Source organism: Streptomyces sp. NPDC001852 (assembly GCF_042891825.1).
Taxonomy (GTDB): Bacteria; Actinomycetota; Actinomycetes; order Streptomycetales; family Streptomycetaceae; genus Streptomyces.
This window is the reverse complement of record NZ_JBIATN010000025.1, coordinates 126,692-145,663: the sequence shown is the minus strand read 5'-3', so window position 1 is coordinate 145,663 and position 18,972 is coordinate 126,692. Positions and strand designations below refer to the sequence as shown.

The window sequence follows — 18,972 nt, the reverse complement described above, 5'->3', positions numbered from 1 at the left end:
TGTTCGGCGGGCGGGAGAAGATCGGCGCGGGCTGGGGCCAGTACAACGCCATCACCAGCCTCGCCGGGCAGCGCGGCGACGGCACCGGCGACCTCGTCACCCGCGATGCCTCCGGCGTCCTGTGGCTGTACCCGGGCTCAGGCAACGCCGCTGCCCCTTTCAAGCCGCGCGTCCGCATCGGCTCCGGCTGGAACGCATACACGGCGCTCGTCGGTGCCGGCGACGTCACCGGAGACGGCCACCCCGACCTCCTCGCCCGCGACCACAACGGCGTCCTGTGGCTCTACCAGGGAACCGGCAACCCGGCCTCAGCGTTCAAGCCGCGCGTCCGCATCAGCTCCGGCTGGAACGCATACACCACGCTCATCGGCGCCGGCGACGTCACCGGAGACGACCACCCCGACCTCCTCGCCCGCGACACCTCCGGCGTCCTGTGGCTCTACACCGGCACGGCGCACACCAGCCCGCTGTACACCCAACGCATCCGGATCGGCTCGGGCTGGAACAGCTACAGCGCGCTCGTCGGAGTCCGAGACGTCACCGACGACGGCCACCCCGACCTCCTCGCCCGCGACACCTCCGGCGTCCTGTGGCTCTACACCGGCACCGGAGGACCCACCCCCCTCTTCAAGCCGCGCACCCGCATCGGCTCCGGCTGGAACGAATACAACTCCCTCTCATAATCCTGCGCCGCGTCCGCGCCTTGTCCTGGCACGCAGGGCAAGGCGCGGACGCGGCTCACCACCATCTGCGTAGCGATCGGGCCGGAACCCTCACGGGGCCCGGTCCAGCTCACTCCCAAGGAGGAACGGGTGGCCCAGCACACCCTGAAAAGCGGATGCATCGCGGTCGCCGCGGCATGCGCCCTCGCCACGGGGGCACTGCCCCTGACCGCGGCCATGGCCTCGGCCGACTCACCCAGCGAGACGGTCATACCGGCCGCGCTGCTGTACAACCCGCCCGGCGACGTCGTCGTCTTCGCGGGCACCGGTGGCTTCCTGCACCGGTCCGTCAACCAGTCCAGCTTCGTCTGGACGAAGTACGCGGGCGGAGCGGACATCCCGGCACCACAGGTCACGGCCAACCCGACGCCCGGGTACTGGGGCGCGGGATCCGACGTGGTCGCGACCCCCTCGGCCGACGGGTACCAGCTGCACGACATGGACTCGGACACGACCACCACCATCACCCCCGGTGCCGGACAGAGCTATCTGGGAACCTTCGGCTCACGTGTGCTGACGGTCACCAAGGCCGCCGATGGAACCGTGACGGGCCTTCACGTGCTCGGCACGGCGGACGGGCAACAGACCGACACACCAGTCACCGGCTGGCCCGCGGGCGCCACACCGCAGACGCCGGTGCTGGCCGGGGACGCCGACTCGGTGGTAATGCGCTACACCGAGACCGTCAACGGCACCACCGAGAACCGGCTCGCGCTGGTGGACCTGGCCACCGGCGCGGTCACGCCCATCATGGAGGCACTGGCCCCCTTCGCCCACGTCGTGCTGTCCGCGAAGTACGTCGCCTGGTATTCGTCATACACCGCCGACGGGACCGTATCGGCGGGAGAGGTCCACGTGGTGTCCCGCTCCGCTCCCGGCGGAACGGAGACCACCATCCAGGTCCCACCGGCGCCGCTGGGCAGCGGGTACACCAGCTACCTGCATTCCCTGGCCATCGCGGGCGACTCCCTGCTCATCGCCCACTCCGTGTCGCACGGCGGCCCGCCCACCACAGACGACACACTCGGCTACCCGCTCTACACGATGCCGCTCTCCGGCTCCGCCACCGTGACCCCGGTCCTGGACCACGTCAACTTCAACATGCTCAGGCAGGAGCCGAACGGGGCAGTCGCTGTGGGCGGGCCAGCCGCCACCGACTGGGCGGCCCGCCTGTTCACCGCCGGAGCGGACGGCACGCCGACGGGGACCGCCGTCGACTCCGACCCCGACGTCCCCGCTCCCCTCGACGGCTTGGCCCTCGGCGGCGGGAAGCTGTACACGGTCCAACGCGGAACAGGCGGTGGGGATTACGTATACGACCGAAGCGTCCAACCGGGCTCCCCGCCCTCCTACGGCCCCGAGCAGGGCTTCAGCGATTCCCTCGCCCCCACCGACTGCGACACCGCGGCCACCTGCAACCCACCCCTCGCCAACGGCGACGGGAGCATCTCCCAGCTGCGCCCGGGCGACAGCACCCAAGGCGACGCCGTGGCCGTGAAGATTCCTGACCTGAACCCGATCCTGATCACGCCGGGAGCCACCGGCGGCACCCTCGTCGACGCCGAGGGCCCCTACGTGGTCTACAACGGCGCCTCCACCAAGAAGCAGTACATCGGCGACGCCGACACGGGCAGCATCAGCCACGTCCTGTTCAGCCGCCCGATCTCCGCCGCCACGCTGTCCGGCTCCACCGTGTGGGTCCCCGGTCCCGCCGCGGGGACTCTGGTCCAGATCGACCTCACCACCCAGCGCACCGTCCAGACCGTCACGACCGACGCCCCGTGCGTGCCCGGCGAGCTGCAGGCCGCCGCCCAGCACTGGGTGTACTGGTCCTGCGGTCCCTCGGGCCCGGCCGGCGTGCACGACCTGGCCACCGGCAAGGACGTACCCGTACCCGCCCATCCCGCCGAACTCGGCGACGGATTCGTCGTCGAACACGACACGACGGCGGGCAAGCTGACCCTGACCGACGTGCACACCGACACCGCCACCACCACCGGCCTGGCCGACCTTCCCGCCGGCCCGGTCGCCGACGACCGCCGGGTGAGCTGGGCCGTGGACAAGGACCAGGGCTCCATCGCCTACCTGGACAGTGGAAAGAACGTCCACCTGGTCGACCCGAACATCCCCGCCTCGACCCCGGCACCCGCCGCCGGCGCCTTCATGTACCCCGGACAACGACTGGAGTCCGGGCACAGCCTGAACAGCTCCACCATGACGCTGACCATGCAGACGGACGGCAACCTCGTGGCCCGTCTGAAGACCGGCAGCGGCAGCGGGCAGGTGGTCTGGTCGACCGGGACCAGCGGCAACCCGGGTACGTACGCGGTGATGCAGACGGACGGCAACCTGGTCGTCTACAAGAGCAGCGGGGGGCCGGGGACGGGCGGTGCCCTCTGGTCAAGCAAGACATACGGCAATCCGGGGGCGTATGCCACCGTGCAGACGGACGGCAACATCGTCGTGAACGGCAGGGCGAGCACCGCTGCGCTGTGGTCGAGCGGGACCTACGCCCGGTCGCAGACCATCCGCTCCGGCACCACCCTCAAGCCCGGCTGGTGGACCCAGGGCACCTACACCCGCCTCGTCATGCAGACGGACGGCAACCTCGTGATGTACCGCCGACGTGACGGCGCCGCCATCTGGTCCAGCCGGAGCTACGGCCACCTGGGCGCGTACGCCGTGATGCAGACGGACGGCAACCTCGTCGTCTATAAGAGCACCGGCGAACCCGGCAAGGGCGGCGCCCTGTGGGCCACCAGCACCAGCGGCCACTCCGGCGCCTACGCGTACATGCAGAACGACGGCAACCTCGTCATCTACCCAAGCACCGGAGGCCCCGGCAAGGGCGGCGCCCTGTGGGCCACCGGCACCACCACAACCGCACGATGACCAAGCCCTGACCCCTGCCGTACATAGCACGGGGCCGCGCACACCGCGGCCCCGTCAGCGCGTGACCGGGACGCTGCAGTGCGCGGACGCCGACGCGGGGAGGACCCCTTGATGACGTCGTCCAGGAAGACGCTCATCGGAACACCCCGCGTCGGCGGACTCATCCTCGACGTTATCGGGCGTTGGAGACGCCGGGACACCCTCGCGGACGCGGGGGGCCCGTGACAGACCACCTGCGGTCGGCTCCGCGCGCCGCCTCCTCCGCCTCCTCCCCGACGCGGGGGCATTCCGCCAGTGAGCCGCCGGCGCCGTACCCGACGTAGGGCCCGACCAATTGGCGGCAGTGCCGGCCACCGAGCCGCCACGGGTTCGGCAGAGATCTCCGTTCGAACCGGCGCGGTTCACTATTGCCAGCTGATGGGATCCTGGCCCGCTGGACACAAATGGGAGAAGTCGGCTTCGTGGCGAGTGGGCGGTGGTGACGATCGGGGCGTGGCAGGACTCGGGGGAGGCCGCGAGCGGCGCAACTGGCAGCTGATCGGCGCCCTGTGCGCCTTGGCGATCGTGACGAGCACCGTATGCGCGGGTTGGCAGATCATCCACGGCGTCTTCAGCCGACCGACACCGTGGGCCTGCTGGGCCTTCCTCTGGGCGTGGCCGGGCTTGTGGCTACGGTGGTGGCGCTGCGCAAGCCGGTCGAGGGCAATGACGCCGAGCTCGCCGGCGGCTGGGCAGCGACGCTGGCCCGCCAGGTCGAGGACGGGGAGAGCGGGGTGCGGCGGCAGCTGCTGAGCGATGACATCCGGCGCGTCAACCTCCTGAATGTCCTGCACCCAGCCGCGGTCCGTCCGGCGGAGGCCCCGGCCGCCGGGCGCCTGTTCACAGACGGCCCCGGGCCCGGCGACGCTGCCGGACAGCCGCGTGTTGGAGACGCCAAGCGCCGCACGTCCGCACACGGACCACCACCCGCCGTCCATCGACCGGCAGGTCGGCCACCTTCCGTAAGTGACATCCGTGCACGCGCCCCGACGACGCCCCACACACCGGACAGATCGCGATGCCCCGCGGAGTCTGTGCCCGCACCGTGACCCGCTCGCCCTCGTCGGCCACATCCTCTATGACCAGCCGGGGAAAGACCCGAAAACACCGTCTACACAGGCTCGTTGACATCTTTCACGTGAGTGTCAACGACCCTCACGACTCTCCGTCACCACCGAATGTGAGACAGGGCCGTTCCTTTGACAGAGCCGATCCCGGCGAAGTGCGGCCCGCCAGATTCGCCTGGCGGGCCGGTATTGGCCAAAAGGCGTCCGTGCCTGGCCCGCGCCTACGGGGTGGAGCCGCCACCAAAGGGCGAGCTCCGACCTGAACTCAGTCGGCGCCGTCGGTCAAATACTCGATCAGCAGGCTGAACATACGGTTGCAGAGAGCCTCGTTGTCAAGCGGGGCATCGCCCGGAACGTCGGCATCGGCGACGTAGATGTCCTGTACGAGCACCCACCAGACGAGGTTGGTGCCCCTTCCAAGCCTTTCCGCGAGCCACGGGCGGAAATTGCGAAGGAGTTCGCCGTCACTTGCCGCGTCGGCTCCATTGACGAATGCTACGTAGTTCAGGTACGAGCCATCAAGACCGTAAGCACCAGGCCTTCTATGCACATCCTGAAGACGTGTGGGAAAGTCCACTGTATTTCCTTCCTAGCCAAGCGGAGTGAAGACCAGGTCGTCGCCGTACTGGAATTGCCCTCGATATTCATCCATCGACTCACCCTCAGGGCCGGTCCAGGCATCGTATACACGATCGTCCTTGACGACGACGTCGTGGTGGCCCCAGAAGGAGTCCTGTTCACGATACTTGCCGAGACCGATAGCTCCATAGCGATCCGTGATGCGCATACGGGTTCCGCCGATTTTCTGCTGGATTGATTCTGCAACCCTTTCGCAACCGTAACTTCCCCCGATTCCGCACACGTCGGACGCCTTGCCGTTGGGCCAGTACTCATCGGAGCTGAGCGAACCACCACCGCCGTTCTCCTCGGCCTCACGGAGAGCTTGGCCCAGACCGTTGCTGAATCGGCTGATGCCATCGGTGATTTCGTAAATCCCTGCGCCCGCTATCACGATGCCTCCGGCGATGGCCGGTGCGCCCACCAGGCAGCCGATGCCGCTCAGGCAGAGTTCTGCGCCCCCGAAGACGGCTTCGCCGCCCTGGCCCGTTGCCCAGATGCCGGCACCGGTCTGGATCAGGCCGGCCCAGATGTCAGGATTACTGAGGATCGCCTGTCCGTAGTCGCCGATCGTGTTGACGGTGTCCTTGAGCCAGCCCGGTACCCAGCTGCCGTCGTCGTGCTGGTCGGTTTCCTGCTTGCGCCACTTGTCCTGGAGCTGTCGCCACTTGGCGATTTCCTGCTGCTGCTTCTCGACCACCGTCCGGAAAGCTTCCGCTTCGGCATTGGCCGCAGCGGTGGCATCTTTGCCGGCAGCCAGGGCTGAAACGCGGGCCTGCTGGGCGGAGGTCCAGGCCGAGTCGGCGGAACCGCGTGCGGCGGCGGCCGAGTGCTGGGCCTGGGCGGCGGAGGCGACAGCCGCGGCAGCTGCGTTCTGGGCGTCCTGCTGGGCGTTGCGGGCGGTCTTGGCCGAGGCGGCGGCGTCCTTGGCAGACTGTTCAGCCTGGGTGGCGTAGCCGTTGGCCTGGGTGGCGTACTTCTTGGCGTCCTTGGCCGCCTGGTCGGCTTGCTTGGCGTAGTCGGCGGCTTCGGAGGCGGCCTTGGCCGCGGTGGCTGCTGCCTTGCCCGCTTCGGCGGCGTTCTTCTGCGCGGTAGCGGCGACGCCCGCGGCCTGTGCGATGAGCTGCTGGATCTGGGATTCGTGCGTGGCGCCGAGCTGGTCCTGGCGCTGGGCCTTGTACTGGCCGACGGTGATGAAGAGGTGGAGGAGGTCGGAGGGTCCTTCCAGGGCGATCCGCGCGGCGGCCTTGACCTGTGGACCGCTGCCGCTGTTCTTGGGGTCGGCGAGCTGGGCGGCGCGGACGCGTTCGTCCTGGGTGCGCTCCTGACCGTCATCGGTGGTGATGAACTTGCGCAGTGCGTCCGTGGTGTCGGTGTTCAGCGCGGTGCGGCCGGCCTGCTGTTCGATCGGACCGGCGCCTGCGATGGTCCGGGCGATGTACAGGCGCATGTCCTGCTTCATGGCCTCGTACTGGCCGGTGGAGAGGAACGCGCTCACCGTGCCGGCGTCGCCGTCGAGGGCCTTGGCGGCCGCGGCGCGGACGTCGGCCGATCCGGCGGCTTCCGCGAGGTGCTCGACGTCCTGGCGGTCGTCCTGGGCGCTCGCCTCCTGGCGGCCGGTGCGGATGTAGTCGGTCACGTCCTGATCGGAGCCGGCCAGGGCCACGAGGGCTGCGGACTGGCTCCAGGCGCGGCCGGTCTTCGCGGTCGCCAGGGCCACCTTGCGGGCTTCGGGAGCGATCTGCGCAGGGTCCGCGCCGGGCTGGGCCGCCCGGTCGGCGAGCTTGGCCGCCTCGGCCTGAAGGTCCCTGGCCTGCTGAACCGCCGCCTTCTGGGCCGCGGTGCGCTGGTCCTCCTGGGCCTTGAGATCCTGCGCGCGGTCGATGGCCTCGTTGGTACGCGCGGTCAGCTGCTCGGCGTCGATACGGACGGCGAGATCGTGGACCTTCTGGGCCTTGGCGACCGCGGCGCTGGCGGCGTCAGCGGCGGTCTTGGCCTCCTTGGCGTGCGCGGCAGCCTGCTTGGCGGCAGTTGCTGCCTGTCCGGCGTGGGCGGCGGCGTCGTCGGCCGCCTTGGCCGCGTTCTCTGCATGCGTGGCCGCGTCATTCGCGGCGTCGCGCGCGTCCCCGGCATCGGAGGCGGCCTCCTGCGCCAGGGATTGGGCGGCCTCTGCCGCGCGGCTGGCCTCCCGGGCGTGCCGGTGCGCGCTGGCCGCGGCGTTCGCGGCCTCGTCAGAGTGGGCGCCGGCCTCGTCGGCCAGGGTGTTGGCCTGGTCGGCCGCGTCGGCGGCGTCGGTGGCGTCACTGCCCGCACCGCTCGCTGCCTTTGCCGCGTCGGCTGCCTGGGTCGCGGCGGTATGGGCGGAATCAGCGGCCTGGGCGGCAGCGTGGGCGCCTGCGGCGGCGTCGCGAGCCTGCTCGGCCGCCTTGCGTGCGGCACCTGCCTGACCGGCGTCGACGGCCGCGTTCGCGGCGGCGTCACGGGCCTGGGAGGCGGCCTGGGCGGCACCGTCAGCGGCAGCGGCGGCCGCGGAGGCAGCGTTGGCGGCGACCCTGGCCGCGTTGGTGGCGGCGTTGGCCGCGTCGATCGCCGTCTGCGCCGCGTCGGCGGCCTGCTTCGCCGCGCTCGCCGCCCGGGCAGCCGCGGCGGCCGCGTGCTGGGTGTCCTTGTGCGCGGCCTCGGTCTCGGCCTCGGCCTTCTGCGCCGCCGCCTTCGCCAGCTTCGCCGCGGTCACCGCGCGGGCGGAGGCGTCCTTGGCGGCCTGGGTCTGCTGCCCGGCCAGCTTGCCCGCCTTGGCCGCCTGGTCGGCGAGTTGCGCGATCGTGGCGTGCTCCTGGTCATGAGCACGCGACACGTACTGGCCGACCTGGAGGAACTCATGTATGTCGTCGGCGGTGCCGTTGATCGCGATGCGGCCGGCCGCCTGGACGTTCGGTCCGCCAGCCGCGATGATTTGGGCGACCTCGACCCGCTCGTCCTGCTCCCGGTCGGTGTACTGATCGTTGTCGAGGAACGTCTTGATGTCCTCGGGGGTGCCGTTGAGCGCGGCGCGGCCGGCCTTCTGCACCTCGGGACCACCCGCGTCGATGATCTGTGCGACGCGGACCCGCTGGTCCTGCTCCAGCGGCGCCTTCCAGCCGTCCTTCAAGAACGCCTTCAGGTCGTCCGGTGTCCCGTCGAGCGCCTTGCGGGCGACGTCCTGGAGGCTCAGGCCGCCGACACTGGCGTACTGGGCGACCGCCACCCGCTCGTCCTGGACAGCGATGTCGGGGGCCTGGGACAGGAAGTTCTTGACGTCGTCGTCACTGCCGACGACAGCGACCTCGGCAGCGGCCCGCACACCGGGGCCGCCTGTCTCCCACAGGCGGACGACCTTGGCGCGGTCGGTGTCCGGAAGCGCACCGGAGATACCGGTCTCGGTCGGACCGGTTCCGTCGGCTCTGGCGGGGGTGGGTGCGGGGCCCAGCAGGCCCAGTACCAGCGCGCTGGGCAGCAGGCCCAGGCACAGCACGCGAACCGCGCGCTGAGCCCCAGCTGCCACGCGCCCTGGGCGTCGTGGATATGTCACTGCGGACTCGATTCGTGTCTTCGGTTGTCGGGGGTGCACAGGCCCGGCCGTGACCGTGGTCATGGGTCATCGGTCGCTGTGCCGCGGGTCGTACCGGGGCCGCCTCGTCAAAGGCCGTCGGATACGTCAGTTGGCGGGTGCGAGCTGTACTTGGTCGTGGAGGCCCTTGGTGTCGACGCCGGTGAAGAGGCTGACGTGGCCGTCGTTCCAGCGGACGAGGATGTCGTTGGCGGTGGTGTTGGTGGTGAAGGCGCCGACGGTGACGACGGCGGCGTCCTTCCACTCCGACTTGGCGGGCCGGATCCGGATCTCGCCGGGCAGGGCCTTGGCGGTCATGCCGGGGTAGATGGTGGTCTCACCGTCGATCCAGCGCACCAGCAGGTCATCGGTGGTGTTGCCGGTGAAGGAGCCGGTGGCGAGTTTCTCGGCGTAGGGCCAGGTGTTGTTCTTGGCGACGGTCTGGGTCTGCTTCTTCAGCCCGTTGGCCGCCAGGTCGCTGAAGACGGAGACGTGGCCGTCCTTCCAGGCCACCAGCAGGTCGTCGCGCCGGCCGCCCGGGGTGAAGCGGCCGGCGGTCAGCTGCTGGGCGTCGTCTCGCCACTCGGCGGTCTTGGGCGGGGCGAGCTGCTTCTCGCCGTGGAATCCCTTGGCATCGACCGTGGGGTAGAGAGTCATCTCGCCGTCACTCCACCGCACCACGACCCCGTCGGTGGAGCCGCCGGTGTTGGCACTGGACACGTTGACGGCATGCGTCCAGATGCTCTTCTCGGGCTGCAGCTGGTGGTCCGCGGCGAAGGGGCGGGCGGGGTCGTTGCCGTAGCCGCCCTGGTAGAGGGTGACCTCGCCCGTGTCCCAGACGACGATCAGGTCCATGTGGCGGGTACCGTTCGCGGAATCCCCCGCGTAGTAGCCGGCCGTGATCTGCACGGCGTGCTTCCACGGCGCGGCCGCGAAGACGGGGGCGTAGGCGACCTGCTGGATCCAGGAGGCCAGGTCGTCGACCCGCGCGGCCACCGCCCCGGTGCGGGTCTCGGCCGGATCGGTGCCCAGGCAGCCGCCCTGCCAGGACAGGCTGCTGACACCCACGATGGCTCCGCCGGTGCTCAGGACCGGACCGCCGGTGTCGCCCTTGCAGATCGCGGCGCCGTCCGACTTGCCGGCCAGATCGAGGCTGGTGGCGGCGGTGTTCTGGACGGTGAACGCAGCCGCGTGGACCTGGCCGGGCACCCACTCCTCGTGGGTACGCCCGAACCCCGCGGCCTGGACCTCGTCCCCGGCACCAGGCGCGGCCGCCGCCACCGGGACGGGGGTGATACCGCTGACGGGCTTGGCCAGTTGGGCCATCACCACGTCCCGGTCCGTGCGCGGCACCAGGTTCACCACCTGCTGGGCACTGCCACCGATGGTGGCGGTGGTCTTCAGCTTCGGCGCACCGGACGCGAGGGCTCCGCCGGGGGTGTCGGTGAAGCAGCTCGCGGCAGTCAGCAGCCACTGCGGGGCGACCAGGGTGGCCGAACAGCCGCGCTGGCCGCCCACGTCGAGGCGGGCGGTGGCGGCCGAGACCGTGGCAGAAGCGGTTGGGCCGGATACGGCGGTGGCGGGAGTGACGGCCAGAGTGGCGGCGGTCAGCGAGGTGGCGGCGATCAGGCCGCCGGTCCACGCGGCGCGCGGACGAAAGCCAGACATGAAAAGGTTCCTTGCTGTCATGCGAGAACGGGTGAGAGGGAGGGCAGGCAGAGGCCGGGGCCGGTCAGCCGGTGACCCGCAACTCCAGCAGCACGGACGGCGCACCACCGGCCGCGCCCTCGCCCACGCTCTGGTAGCCGTTCTTGTCCACGGTCACCGTCTTGGCCGGCGCGGTGGGATCGGCCTGCGGCCGCAGATCGGCGCTGATCGGGTGGTCGGCGGTCTCCAGCGCGAACACCCGTGGCAGTTCGAGGGAGAGATAACCGCTCTTGGCGCTTGCCTTGAAGCAGTACGCGCCCTGAGCATCCCCGCTCTGTCCCTGCACGGTGAGGACCTTGATCTGCTGCGCGGCGTCGTCACACGTGGTCAGGGTGATGTGCCCATCGCCCTTGATCAGCTTGATGCCCTGAGCCTTCTGTATCTGATCCGCGTTCGGATATGCGTAGTCCTCCACCGCGGACGGCGGTGTGGCCCCGGCCGTTCCCCCTGTCGGCTGCGGGTCGGCGGACGCGAGCATCGGCGTGCCCGCAATCGCCAGAAAGACAGCAACCCCCGCGACCGGGAACATCCTGCGCATACGAGGAGTCACCCGAATTCCTTTCCAGGCACGGGCGACGGCATGACGAAACGACATCTGCGAGCCCCCCATGCACAGATGTAAAGCAAAAATAAGTGGTCGGGTGTGACGCTAGTGCGACGTCAGAGACGAAGGCAACGTGACCATCTTCATTGGATGTTCACGGAACCCCAGCAGATAAATCACCATCAGCGGCCCCCGCGCTACTACTGCCCGACGCTCTGGTGGGAGCCCGCTTGTGTCTACCGGCGCAGCGGCGGCGTTGGCGCGGCTTCTGGCGTCCGGCTTCAGTACCGCTCTTGGTCGAGGGCGGCGACCTCGCGTACAGCCTCGGCGATGGCCGGGAAGTCCTTTCTGAGGATTGCCCCGTGGTTGCCGGTGACCTTCGCGCTGATCCGGATGTTCGCGTTGCGGGCGGTCACCGCGTCGAGGCCGGCGCGTATCCGTTCCTGCTCATCACCGCGGCTTCCGAAGGACGTCCCCGAAGCGACCACATACCGTACCGGGACGGTGATGTCGTCCAGCACGGGGCCCAGCTCGCGCTCGCGGGAGAGCCTGCCGAGTTCGATGTTGCTGTCCGCCTGCTGTTCGGCGGTCATTCGTGGGGTCAGGCCGGTTGGGCGGAGCAGCGGCATGAACCAGCCCAGTCGGCGGAAGAGCTTGCGGATCCGCTGCTCCATGGCCTCATCCAGCCAGTCGTAGGGGAACGCGCCGTCGACCAGGACCGCGCCCAGGGCGCGCTCGGGATTGCGGCCGGCCCAGTGCGCCGCGACGACCGCTCCGTAGGACCAGCCCACCGTAAGGGCCCGGTCTACTCCCCTGGCCGCGAGCACGGTGTCGACGTCTCGGACGGCGGCCTCGAAGGAATAGTCGGCCGAACGCCTGGATTTGCCGCGGGCCCGCTCGTCGTAGGTGATGTGCCGCCACGCAGGCCCCAGTTCGGCGATGACCCGCCGCCAGTACCCCTGTGTGGCGAACTGGCCGTTGAGGTAGACCACCGGGATGCCGGGACCGCCGGTGTCGGTGACGGCCAGGGCCGTGTCGTCGACCGGCACCATGCCGGCCCACTTCGAACGGGTCGTGGGAGTGCTGTTCTTCGTCATGTGTTCCCCCTGGTCACGTGAGGCGTCTCGTATGGCTTTTGCAGGGCCTGTATGTGGATCGCAGGCGCCTCGGGGCGGAAGGCCGGGGCCTCGGCGACGACCGAGTAGGGCTCGATCGCGATGGCCCCGCCCGGGCAGTGCTGCGTTCTGTTCCTTCAGAGGCTGCGGGCGGTGATGTCGCCGTGGGAGGTGGTGGCGCGGATGTCGAGCTCGGCGGTGCCGTCGTTCTTCAGGGCGTTGCCGATACGGCCGGAGCCGGTGCCGGCGTCCAGGGTGGCCGAGACGCCGGCTGCGGCGGTGACCGTGATGTCGCCGGACTGGGTGGTCAGTCGGACCGTGCCGCGGACGGCTTCGGCGATCTGGATGTCGCCGCGTGCGGTGCTGATCTGTGCGGGGCCGCCCAGCCGGCCGACCTCGACGTCACCGTCGGTCGCCGTCAGACGCAGGCTCGCGGCATCCTCGGCGTTCACCTTCGAGGTGAAGTCCTCGACGCGCCAGTTCCCCCCTGTGACCGTTGGGTGAGATCACTGCGCTCGACTCCGCAGGCTCCCAACCGGGGATTGAGCGTGGATTTCGTCGGTCTCGAAGGACACGCGCTTGTCCTGGCCGGCTAGCACAACGGTTCTCCCGCTGAGGCTGGCGACAGTTGTGGGCCAGCCGGACCAAGTGTCCACCTCGAAGTTCTTCACGCCGATGCAGACCAGGACGAACTCGACCGCGTTGTGGCCGCGCGCCTGCCATAGGGCGGTGGCACCGACCGGGATTGCGAGGGCGGAGAACCTCAAGGTGACTGAAGCTTCGCGCTCGTCGATGAGGACGGAGTCCAGGTGGTAGTCCGTCAGCGGTGGCGGGGGTGAGCCGAGGACTTCGCGGATCGCCTCGGGGTTGGCCACCTCGGCAGACCAGTCACGCTCGCTCATAGAACACCTTCGCAGTGGTGGGAGGCAGCACCCCCTGGTGCAGGCGCTGGTCAAGGGGACTCTCGAACCATCGCCGGGCCGTGTAAGGGTCCGCGTCGCGGGAGCGATAGGCGTTGAGATGGCCCACCTTTAGAGCGTGCGCGGTGAAGTCCAGTGAGAACTCCGTACCGCTCACTGCGATCCTGATCCGGCGCTCCCGGGTCTGGACGCGGGGACCGAACTCGATGTCGACCACGGTGCTGTCGGGGACACCCCGCATCCGAAGGTCCTCGCCCACCGCGATGAACTCGATCTGGGCCTCGAAGCGGTCACAGCCAGCTTCGGTCCAGTCGGGCGGAGCGAGGTCCGGAAATCGGGGAAGCTCGACCCGCAACGTCACAGCAGGGCCGTACGGACTGAGGTGCACCGATCTGAGAACCAGGCGCTCCAAAGCCGGCAACTCGGTGTAGAGCGCGGTGAACCGCTCGGAGTGGACCAAGACTTGCGGCCATGTGCCAGCTGACATGGGTGGCCCCCTCCGCTCCGGGTGCTTCGTGCCCGGCGAAACCGGCGACTCCTCGCCCCAGGCGGCAGTCGGAGATCAACGAAGTGCACTTGAGCTGGGAGGATACCGCCCGTCCACGGTCCGGTTACATCGCCCCAGCACGAGGCACGCCTGATGAAGCGCAATAGGTCCTATCCACGCATCCGGATATCGGCGGGCGGATCGGGAGTGGTCTCGCAGGCCGGCGGAGCGCTGCTGGTGGAGACCGTTCGGCGGATCGGCCTGGACACCACACTGTCGGCAGCCCTCGGGCCGTGGCGCAAGCCGCGGGCGGTGCACGACCCGGGCAAGATCCTGCTCGACCTGGCACTGGCGGTTGCGCTGGGCGGAGACTGCCTGGCCGACATCGGCGTGCTGCGGGCCGAGCCCAGCATGTTCGGGCCCGTCGCGTCCGATCCGACGGTGTCCCGGCTGGTCGACACCCTCGCCGCATCCGGTCCGCATGCGCTCGCCGCCCTCCGCCGAGCCCGAGCCAACGTTCGCCAACGGGTCTGGCGGCTGGCTGGCCAAGCCGCACCGAAGGCTGGCGGCGAGGTGATCGTGGACATCAACGGCGCGCTGGTCCTGGCCCACTCGGAGAAGGAGGACGCCGCCGCCACCTGGAAGAAGACCTTCGGCCACCATCCGCTGTTCGCGTTCGTCGACCACGGCCCGGAGGGCTCGGGCGAGCCGGTCGCGGGGTTGCTGCGGCCTGGGAACGCAGGCAGCAACACGGCTGCCGACCACATCATCGTCACCCGGCAGGCACTGACCCAGTTGCCGATGCAGCTCCGGCGAGGGCGACAGACGCTGATCCGAACCGACTCCGCCGGCGGCACCCACCAGTTCCTCGATTGGCTGACCGCACGCGGACGGTGGCTGTCCTACTCGGTCGGGATGGTCATCACCGACGCCATCCATCAAGCAGTCCTCCTCGTTCCCTCCTCGGTCTGGACACCCGCGATTGAGCCACACGGTGACGTGCGCGACGGCGCGTGGGTCGCCGAGCTCGCCGGCGACGTCCTCAGCGGGTGGCCGAAGGGCACGCGGCTGATCGTCCGTAAGGAACGGCCGCACCCCGGAGCTCAGTTGCGCATCACCGACGCCGACGGGATGCGCCTGACATGCTTCGCGACGAACACCACCGGCAGCCCGATCGCCCAGCTGGAGCTGCGGCACCGCCAGCGCGCCCGCGCTGAGGACCGCATCCGCGCAGCCCGCGATACCGGCCTGCGGAACCTGCCCCTGCACGACGCCGCCCAGAACCGGATCTGGCTGGAGATCGTCCAGATCGCCCTGGAACTGCTCGCCTGGATGCCCATGCTGGCCCTTACGGGCGAAGCCCGTAGGTGGGAACCGAAACGCCTGCGGTTGCGGCTGTTCTCCGCCGCCGCCCAGCTCGTTACGACCGGTCGCCGCCGCTGGCTCCGCCTGGCCCGCCACTGGCCCTGGAGCCAGATCATCACCGCCGCCTTCGAACGGCTGCAGGCCCTCCCGAACCCCGGCTGACCAGCGCGAACGACCCACACCGACGAGCCCCCGCCGACCGGAGCAGTGGAACCCGGCGCCCACCCGACGCGACAGCCGGGCCGCACACATGCCCGCCGCCAGCCCGAAAAACCGAAACGGCCCGCCAGGCGAACCGACGGACCGTCACGAAAGATCGAGGTAAACGACAGCGGACGGCAGCGTCGGTCGGTCTATGGCTGGAGGTCGCGCTGGTACCAGGTGCCTGACTTACCGCCGAGATCGGCCGGGGTGGCCGGGCCAACCGGGACGAACCCGGCCTTGGTCAACACCTTCTGGGACGCGGCGTTGTCGTGAGAGGTGGCCGCCCGCAGTGTGCGCAGGCCGTGCCGCGCTGCCGCAATCCGGCACAGCTCCCGGACGGTCGCGGTCGCCACGCCGCGGCCGGTGACCTGCTCCGCGACCCGATAGCCGAGTCTGGCAGTGCCGTCCTCCAAGTCGTACAGGTTGAACCGACCCAGAACCGAGCCGTCCTCGGCGACGAGCACGTAGAAGGCGCAGATGCCGGCCTCCTGCTCGGCCAGCGAGGCGTTGTGCCGGTCGGTGAACTGGTCGAAGAAGTCGTCGCCGCGGTCGGAGATCGAGGCAGCGAAGTAGGTGCGGTTCGCCAGCTCGAAGGTCAGGACCGCTGGGGCGTGTCCGGCATGCAGCCGCTTCAGCTCGGGCATTGCCCGACCCTACCCAGATCGTGCGCTGAGGCCACCTGAGTTTCCGCCAGCGGCAGACAGCCTCAAGACCAGGCCACATCACGATCTACGACTGGAGTAGCGCCAAGAGACCATGCCATAGCCCGGGCGTTCCACCGCTCCGCGAGGTTCAAAGATGGGTTCTCACTCCGTTGATGCTCGCTGGCGGGCCGCCGACGCGAGCTACGGCTTCCGGATGGGCACCGGGCAGCAGACCCACCGGGTCAGCGCAGGCAGACGGGCCAGGCGATCACGACTTCAAGATCACCCCGTGGCCCCTTTGGGGCTCACCTGCGATACCCCAACCTCGCCCTCGCCGCATGAACCACCAGCCCAAACTGCCGCCACACCCGCGCTCACCAGGCCTTCTGCAACACGCTTTTAGAGGTCGTTTTCATCCGTACTGCCTGGATATAGGGCGGTTCTTGGAGTGTGGGATTGCGGTGCGGAAGAGGTAGCGGGATGTGGTCGGGGCCTGTGTGCTGGGCGGGGTGACTGGTGGGGCGGGATGTGGCTTGTTCCTGTCTCATACCAGGACGCCCGGTCTTCCTGGCCGTGTGCTTCCGTCGCTGCTGCTGTGCGCCTGGGCGCACTCGGGTCCGTGGCGATACGCCGGAGGCATGCCGACGCGACGCCCGTATCCGAGTGATCTGTCCGATGCCCGCTGGGAGTTGATCGAGCCGGTGCTCTCGGCCTGGCGCTTCGAGCGCCGCGGCAGGGCCCTGGACTTCGGCCGGCCGCCCGAGCACGATCTGCGCGACATCATGAACGCGATCTTGTACGTGGACCGGACCGGCGTTCAGTGGCGCTATCTCCCGCACGATTTTCCACACTGGAACACGGTCTACGGCTACTTCGCCAAGTGGGCGGACGAGGGCGTGTTCGCGCAGCTCAACGGCTTGCTCCGGAGGCTCCTCCGGGAGAAGGAGGGGCGGGATGCCGAGCCATCGGCCTGTGTGATCGACGCCCAGAGCGTCAAGACCTCCAGCAGCGTCCTCGCCACCGACCAGGGCATCGACGCCGGGAAGAAGATCGTGGGCAGGAAGCGGAACATCGTCACCGACACCATCGGTCTCCTGCTGGCCGTGCTGGTCACAGCGGCGAGCGTGCAGGACTCCGTCGCCGGCACCAGACTCCTGGACCAGGTCGCTGCCGAACACCCCGGCATCCGCAAGGTGTGGGTCGACGGCGGCTACCGCCAGCACCTCGTCGAGCACGCGGCCACCCTCGGCATTGACATGGAAATCACTCAACGCAACCCCGGGACCAGGGGATTCACCCGGTCCCGAAACGCTGGGCAGTCGAGCGGACCTACGGCTGGCTCATGCTCCACCGCCGACTGGCCCGTGACTACGAGACCCTGTCCGTCCGCTCCGAAGCCATGATTCACCTCGCCATGGCCGACCTCATGGCCCGCCGCCTCACCAGCGAGAACACCATCTCCTGGCGCGACCCGACACCGCAGACCAAACGACATATTCCGGGATGAAACAACGGGATAAAACGACCTCTTAGGGGCCGGGTAGCGGGGGCTTCGACGGCTTATTCATTGGTTTGGCCGATGCCACATATCGCAGCTACCTGTTGGACCTTTTGCCGCAGGTCGCCATAGCGTTCACAACCACCATCTCAATTCGTTCCGACGGCGGGTTACCGCTGTCGATCACAGGCTGCGTTCGCCGAAGAACTATGGAGGTGAAAGCAATGGAGCTGTCACTCCAGCAGGGCCGATGCGAAGGGTACGGGCTCTGCGAGGAAGCTGCGCCCACCGTCTACCGGCTGCCGGACGACTCCGACGTCGAACTGCTCTACACAACGGTGCCCGAGGAGCTCGCCACCGAGGCAGCTGCCGGCGCGCGGGCGTGTCCCGTCGCGGCGATCAAGCTGAGTCGGTGACCGCCACGAACGTGGTTGTAGTCGGCGCCTCCGCCGCGGGTACGGCCGCAGCCGAGGCGATCCGGAACGCCGGCCACGACGGACCGATCACCGTGATCGGGCAGGAGAGTGACCCGCCCTACACCCGCCCCGCCCTATCGAAGGCCTTGCTCCACGGCACAAGCACCGCGGAAGACGTGTCCTTGCCATCGCCTGGGGAGGACATTGCGCTCCACCTGGGCGTGCGCGCGCTCGGGCTGGACCGGTCCAGGCGCGAGGTCCACCTGTCGGGTGGGGAGACTGTGTGCTACGACAAGCTCGTCATTGCCACCGGAGCCCGCGCCCGAACATTCAGGCCCGACGGACGGGGCGAGACCGTGCTGCGGTCGCTGTCCGACGCCCTGGTTCTACGAGAAACGCTCCATCGGATCAACTCCGTGGTGATCGTCGGGGGAGGCTTCATAGGGCTCGAGTTGGCCTCGGCGTGCGTGGCGGCCGGACTTAGCACGACCGTTCTCGCGCGCCAAAACGGTCTCGCGTCGGGCCTGGGCCCCGAGATGTCGGCGTTCCTGACCCGCGCCGCGAGAACGCATGGCGTCGACGTGCGGTGCTGCGTCGGCGAGGTCACGCTCGAGGGAGACCCGGTGCATGCAGTCCGGACGGCGGACGGTATTACGCTCGAGGCTGACCTGGTAGTCACCGCGATCGGGTGCCGCCCGAACACCGACTGGCTCACTGACTCGGGAATCCCTGTCGACGGGGGCGTCCTCGTCGATGGCCGATGCCGGGTGGATGCCGACATCTCGGCTGCCGGTGACGTTGTCCGCATGGGTGGCGGAGCCCGCACACCGTTCTGGACCGCCGCGTTGGACCAGGCCCGAGTTGCTGGCGCCGCGCTGGTCCGGGGTGATGAGGTGGCGCCCTACACGTCGTCGGAGTTCGTTTGGACCGAGGCGTTTGGGATGACCGTCAATATCCTTGGCCCCCTCCCGGTGTACGGCACGGCCGAGGCCCTGGCCGGGGAGTTGGGGCAGCGGTCCGCGCTGCTGCGGTGGCGTCGAGGTGACCTGTGCACCGTCGCCGCGATTAATCATCGGATTTCGCGTCGCAAGCTGCGGAGCCTGATCGGCCAGGACGCGTAGCAACGGGCTAACAGCAAGCGTCCAAAG

The 18,972-nt window shown here is 69.3% G+C and carries 13 protein-coding genes and 3 pseudogenes; 6 read left to right on the top strand and 10 right to left on the bottom strand.

Annotation, left to right across the window (positions count from 1 at the left end; all coding sequences use genetic code 11):
* Positions 1-683: FG-GAP repeat domain-containing protein (locus tag ACFYZB_RS34285; protein WP_388765140.1), on the top strand; the 683-nt coding region annotated here is incomplete at its 5' end.
* 129 nt (positions 684-812) lie between these two features.
* On the top strand, positions 813-3,614 hold the full coding sequence (locus ACFYZB_RS34280) for a hypothetical protein (RefSeq protein WP_388765137.1): 2,802 nt from the start codon (positions 813-815) through the stop codon (positions 3,612-3,614).
* A 913-nt stretch (positions 3,615-4,527) separates the two neighbouring features.
* Here the strand turns inward: ACFYZB_RS34280 and ACFYZB_RS34275 are convergent.
* From ACFYZB_RS34275 to ACFYZB_RS34235, 9 genes and pseudogenes are all read right to left on the bottom strand, one after another.
* A pseudogene (locus ACFYZB_RS34275) lies at positions 4,528-4,761 on the bottom strand (transposase family protein); the annotation flags it as partial.
* 224 nt (positions 4,762-4,985) lie between these two features.
* Positions 4,986-5,297, bottom strand: coding sequence for a hypothetical protein (locus tag ACFYZB_RS34270; protein WP_388765136.1), 312 nt, complete (start codon positions 5,295-5,297; stop codon positions 4,986-4,988).
* Between the two features lie 12 nt (positions 5,298-5,309).
* On the bottom strand, positions 5,310-8,879 hold the full coding sequence (locus ACFYZB_RS34265; protein WP_388765135.1) for an ALF repeat-containing protein: 3,570 nt from the start codon (positions 8,877-8,879) through the stop codon (positions 5,310-5,312).
* 153 nt (positions 8,880-9,032) lie between these two features.
* Positions 9,033-10,592 (bottom strand): S1 family peptidase, encoded by a 1,560-nt coding sequence (locus ACFYZB_RS34260; RefSeq protein ID WP_388765132.1) that lies wholly within the window; start codon positions 10,590-10,592, stop codon positions 9,033-9,035.
* A gap of 64 nt (positions 10,593-10,656) precedes the next feature.
* Positions 10,657-11,241 (bottom strand): hypothetical protein, encoded by a 585-nt coding sequence (locus tag ACFYZB_RS34255; protein WP_388765130.1) that lies wholly within the window; start codon positions 11,239-11,241, stop codon positions 10,657-10,659.
* Between the two features lie 215 nt (positions 11,242-11,456).
* Positions 11,457-12,272, bottom strand: coding sequence for an alpha/beta fold hydrolase (locus ACFYZB_RS34250; protein WP_388765129.1), 816 nt, complete (start codon positions 12,270-12,272; stop codon positions 11,457-11,459).
* A gap of 155 nt (positions 12,273-12,427) precedes the next feature.
* Positions 12,428-12,730: pseudogene (locus ACFYZB_RS34245) on the bottom strand (DUF4097 family beta strand repeat-containing protein); the annotation flags it as partial.
* A gap of 66 nt (positions 12,731-12,796) precedes the next feature.
* Entirely contained in the window at positions 12,797-13,192 is a 396-nt protein-coding gene (locus tag ACFYZB_RS34240) for an Imm50 family immunity protein (RefSeq protein ID WP_388765127.1), read from the bottom strand.
* A complete protein-coding gene (locus ACFYZB_RS34235; protein WP_388765126.1) occupies positions 13,179-13,670 on the bottom strand; it encodes an Imm50 family immunity protein in 492 nt (163 codons plus the stop codon). The genes ACFYZB_RS34240 and ACFYZB_RS34235 overlap by 14 nt, the downstream gene beginning before the upstream one ends.
* A 177-nt stretch (positions 13,671-13,847) precedes the next feature.
* Between ACFYZB_RS34235 and ACFYZB_RS34230 the strand changes: the two genes are divergently transcribed.
* Positions 13,848-15,224, top strand: a complete 1,377-nt coding sequence (locus ACFYZB_RS34230) for an IS1380 family transposase (protein ID WP_388765152.1) — start codon at positions 13,848-13,850, stop codon at positions 15,222-15,224.
* Positions 15,225-15,415: 191 nt separating this feature from the next.
* Here the strand turns inward: ACFYZB_RS34230 and ACFYZB_RS34225 are convergent, their stop codons facing one another.
* Positions 15,416-15,910 carry a GNAT family N-acetyltransferase gene (locus tag ACFYZB_RS34225; protein ID WP_388765124.1) on the bottom strand — a complete coding sequence of 165 codons (495 nt, stop codon included), beginning with the start codon at positions 15,908-15,910 and terminating at the stop codon, positions 15,416-15,418.
* Between the two features lie 638 nt (positions 15,911-16,548).
* On the opposite strand from ACFYZB_RS34225, the pseudogene ACFYZB_RS34220 reads away from it, so the two are divergent.
* The 3 genes and pseudogenes from ACFYZB_RS34220 (at position 16,549) to ACFYZB_RS34210 (ending at position 18,945) form a co-directional block, all read left to right on the top strand.
* Positions 16,549-17,417: pseudogene (locus tag ACFYZB_RS34220) on the top strand (IS5 family transposase).
* A 215-nt stretch (positions 17,418-17,632) separates the two neighbouring features.
* Complete coding sequence (locus tag ACFYZB_RS34215; protein WP_153546330.1) at positions 17,633-17,824, top strand: ferredoxin; 192 nt, start codon at positions 17,633-17,635, stop codon at positions 17,822-17,824.
* Positions 17,821-18,945, top strand: a complete 1,125-nt coding sequence (locus ACFYZB_RS34210; protein ID WP_388765121.1) for an NAD(P)/FAD-dependent oxidoreductase — start codon at positions 17,821-17,823, stop codon at positions 18,943-18,945. Before ACFYZB_RS34215 ends, ACFYZB_RS34210 begins: the two co-directional genes overlap by 4 nt.
* Positions 18,946-18,972 lie beyond the last annotated feature (27 nt).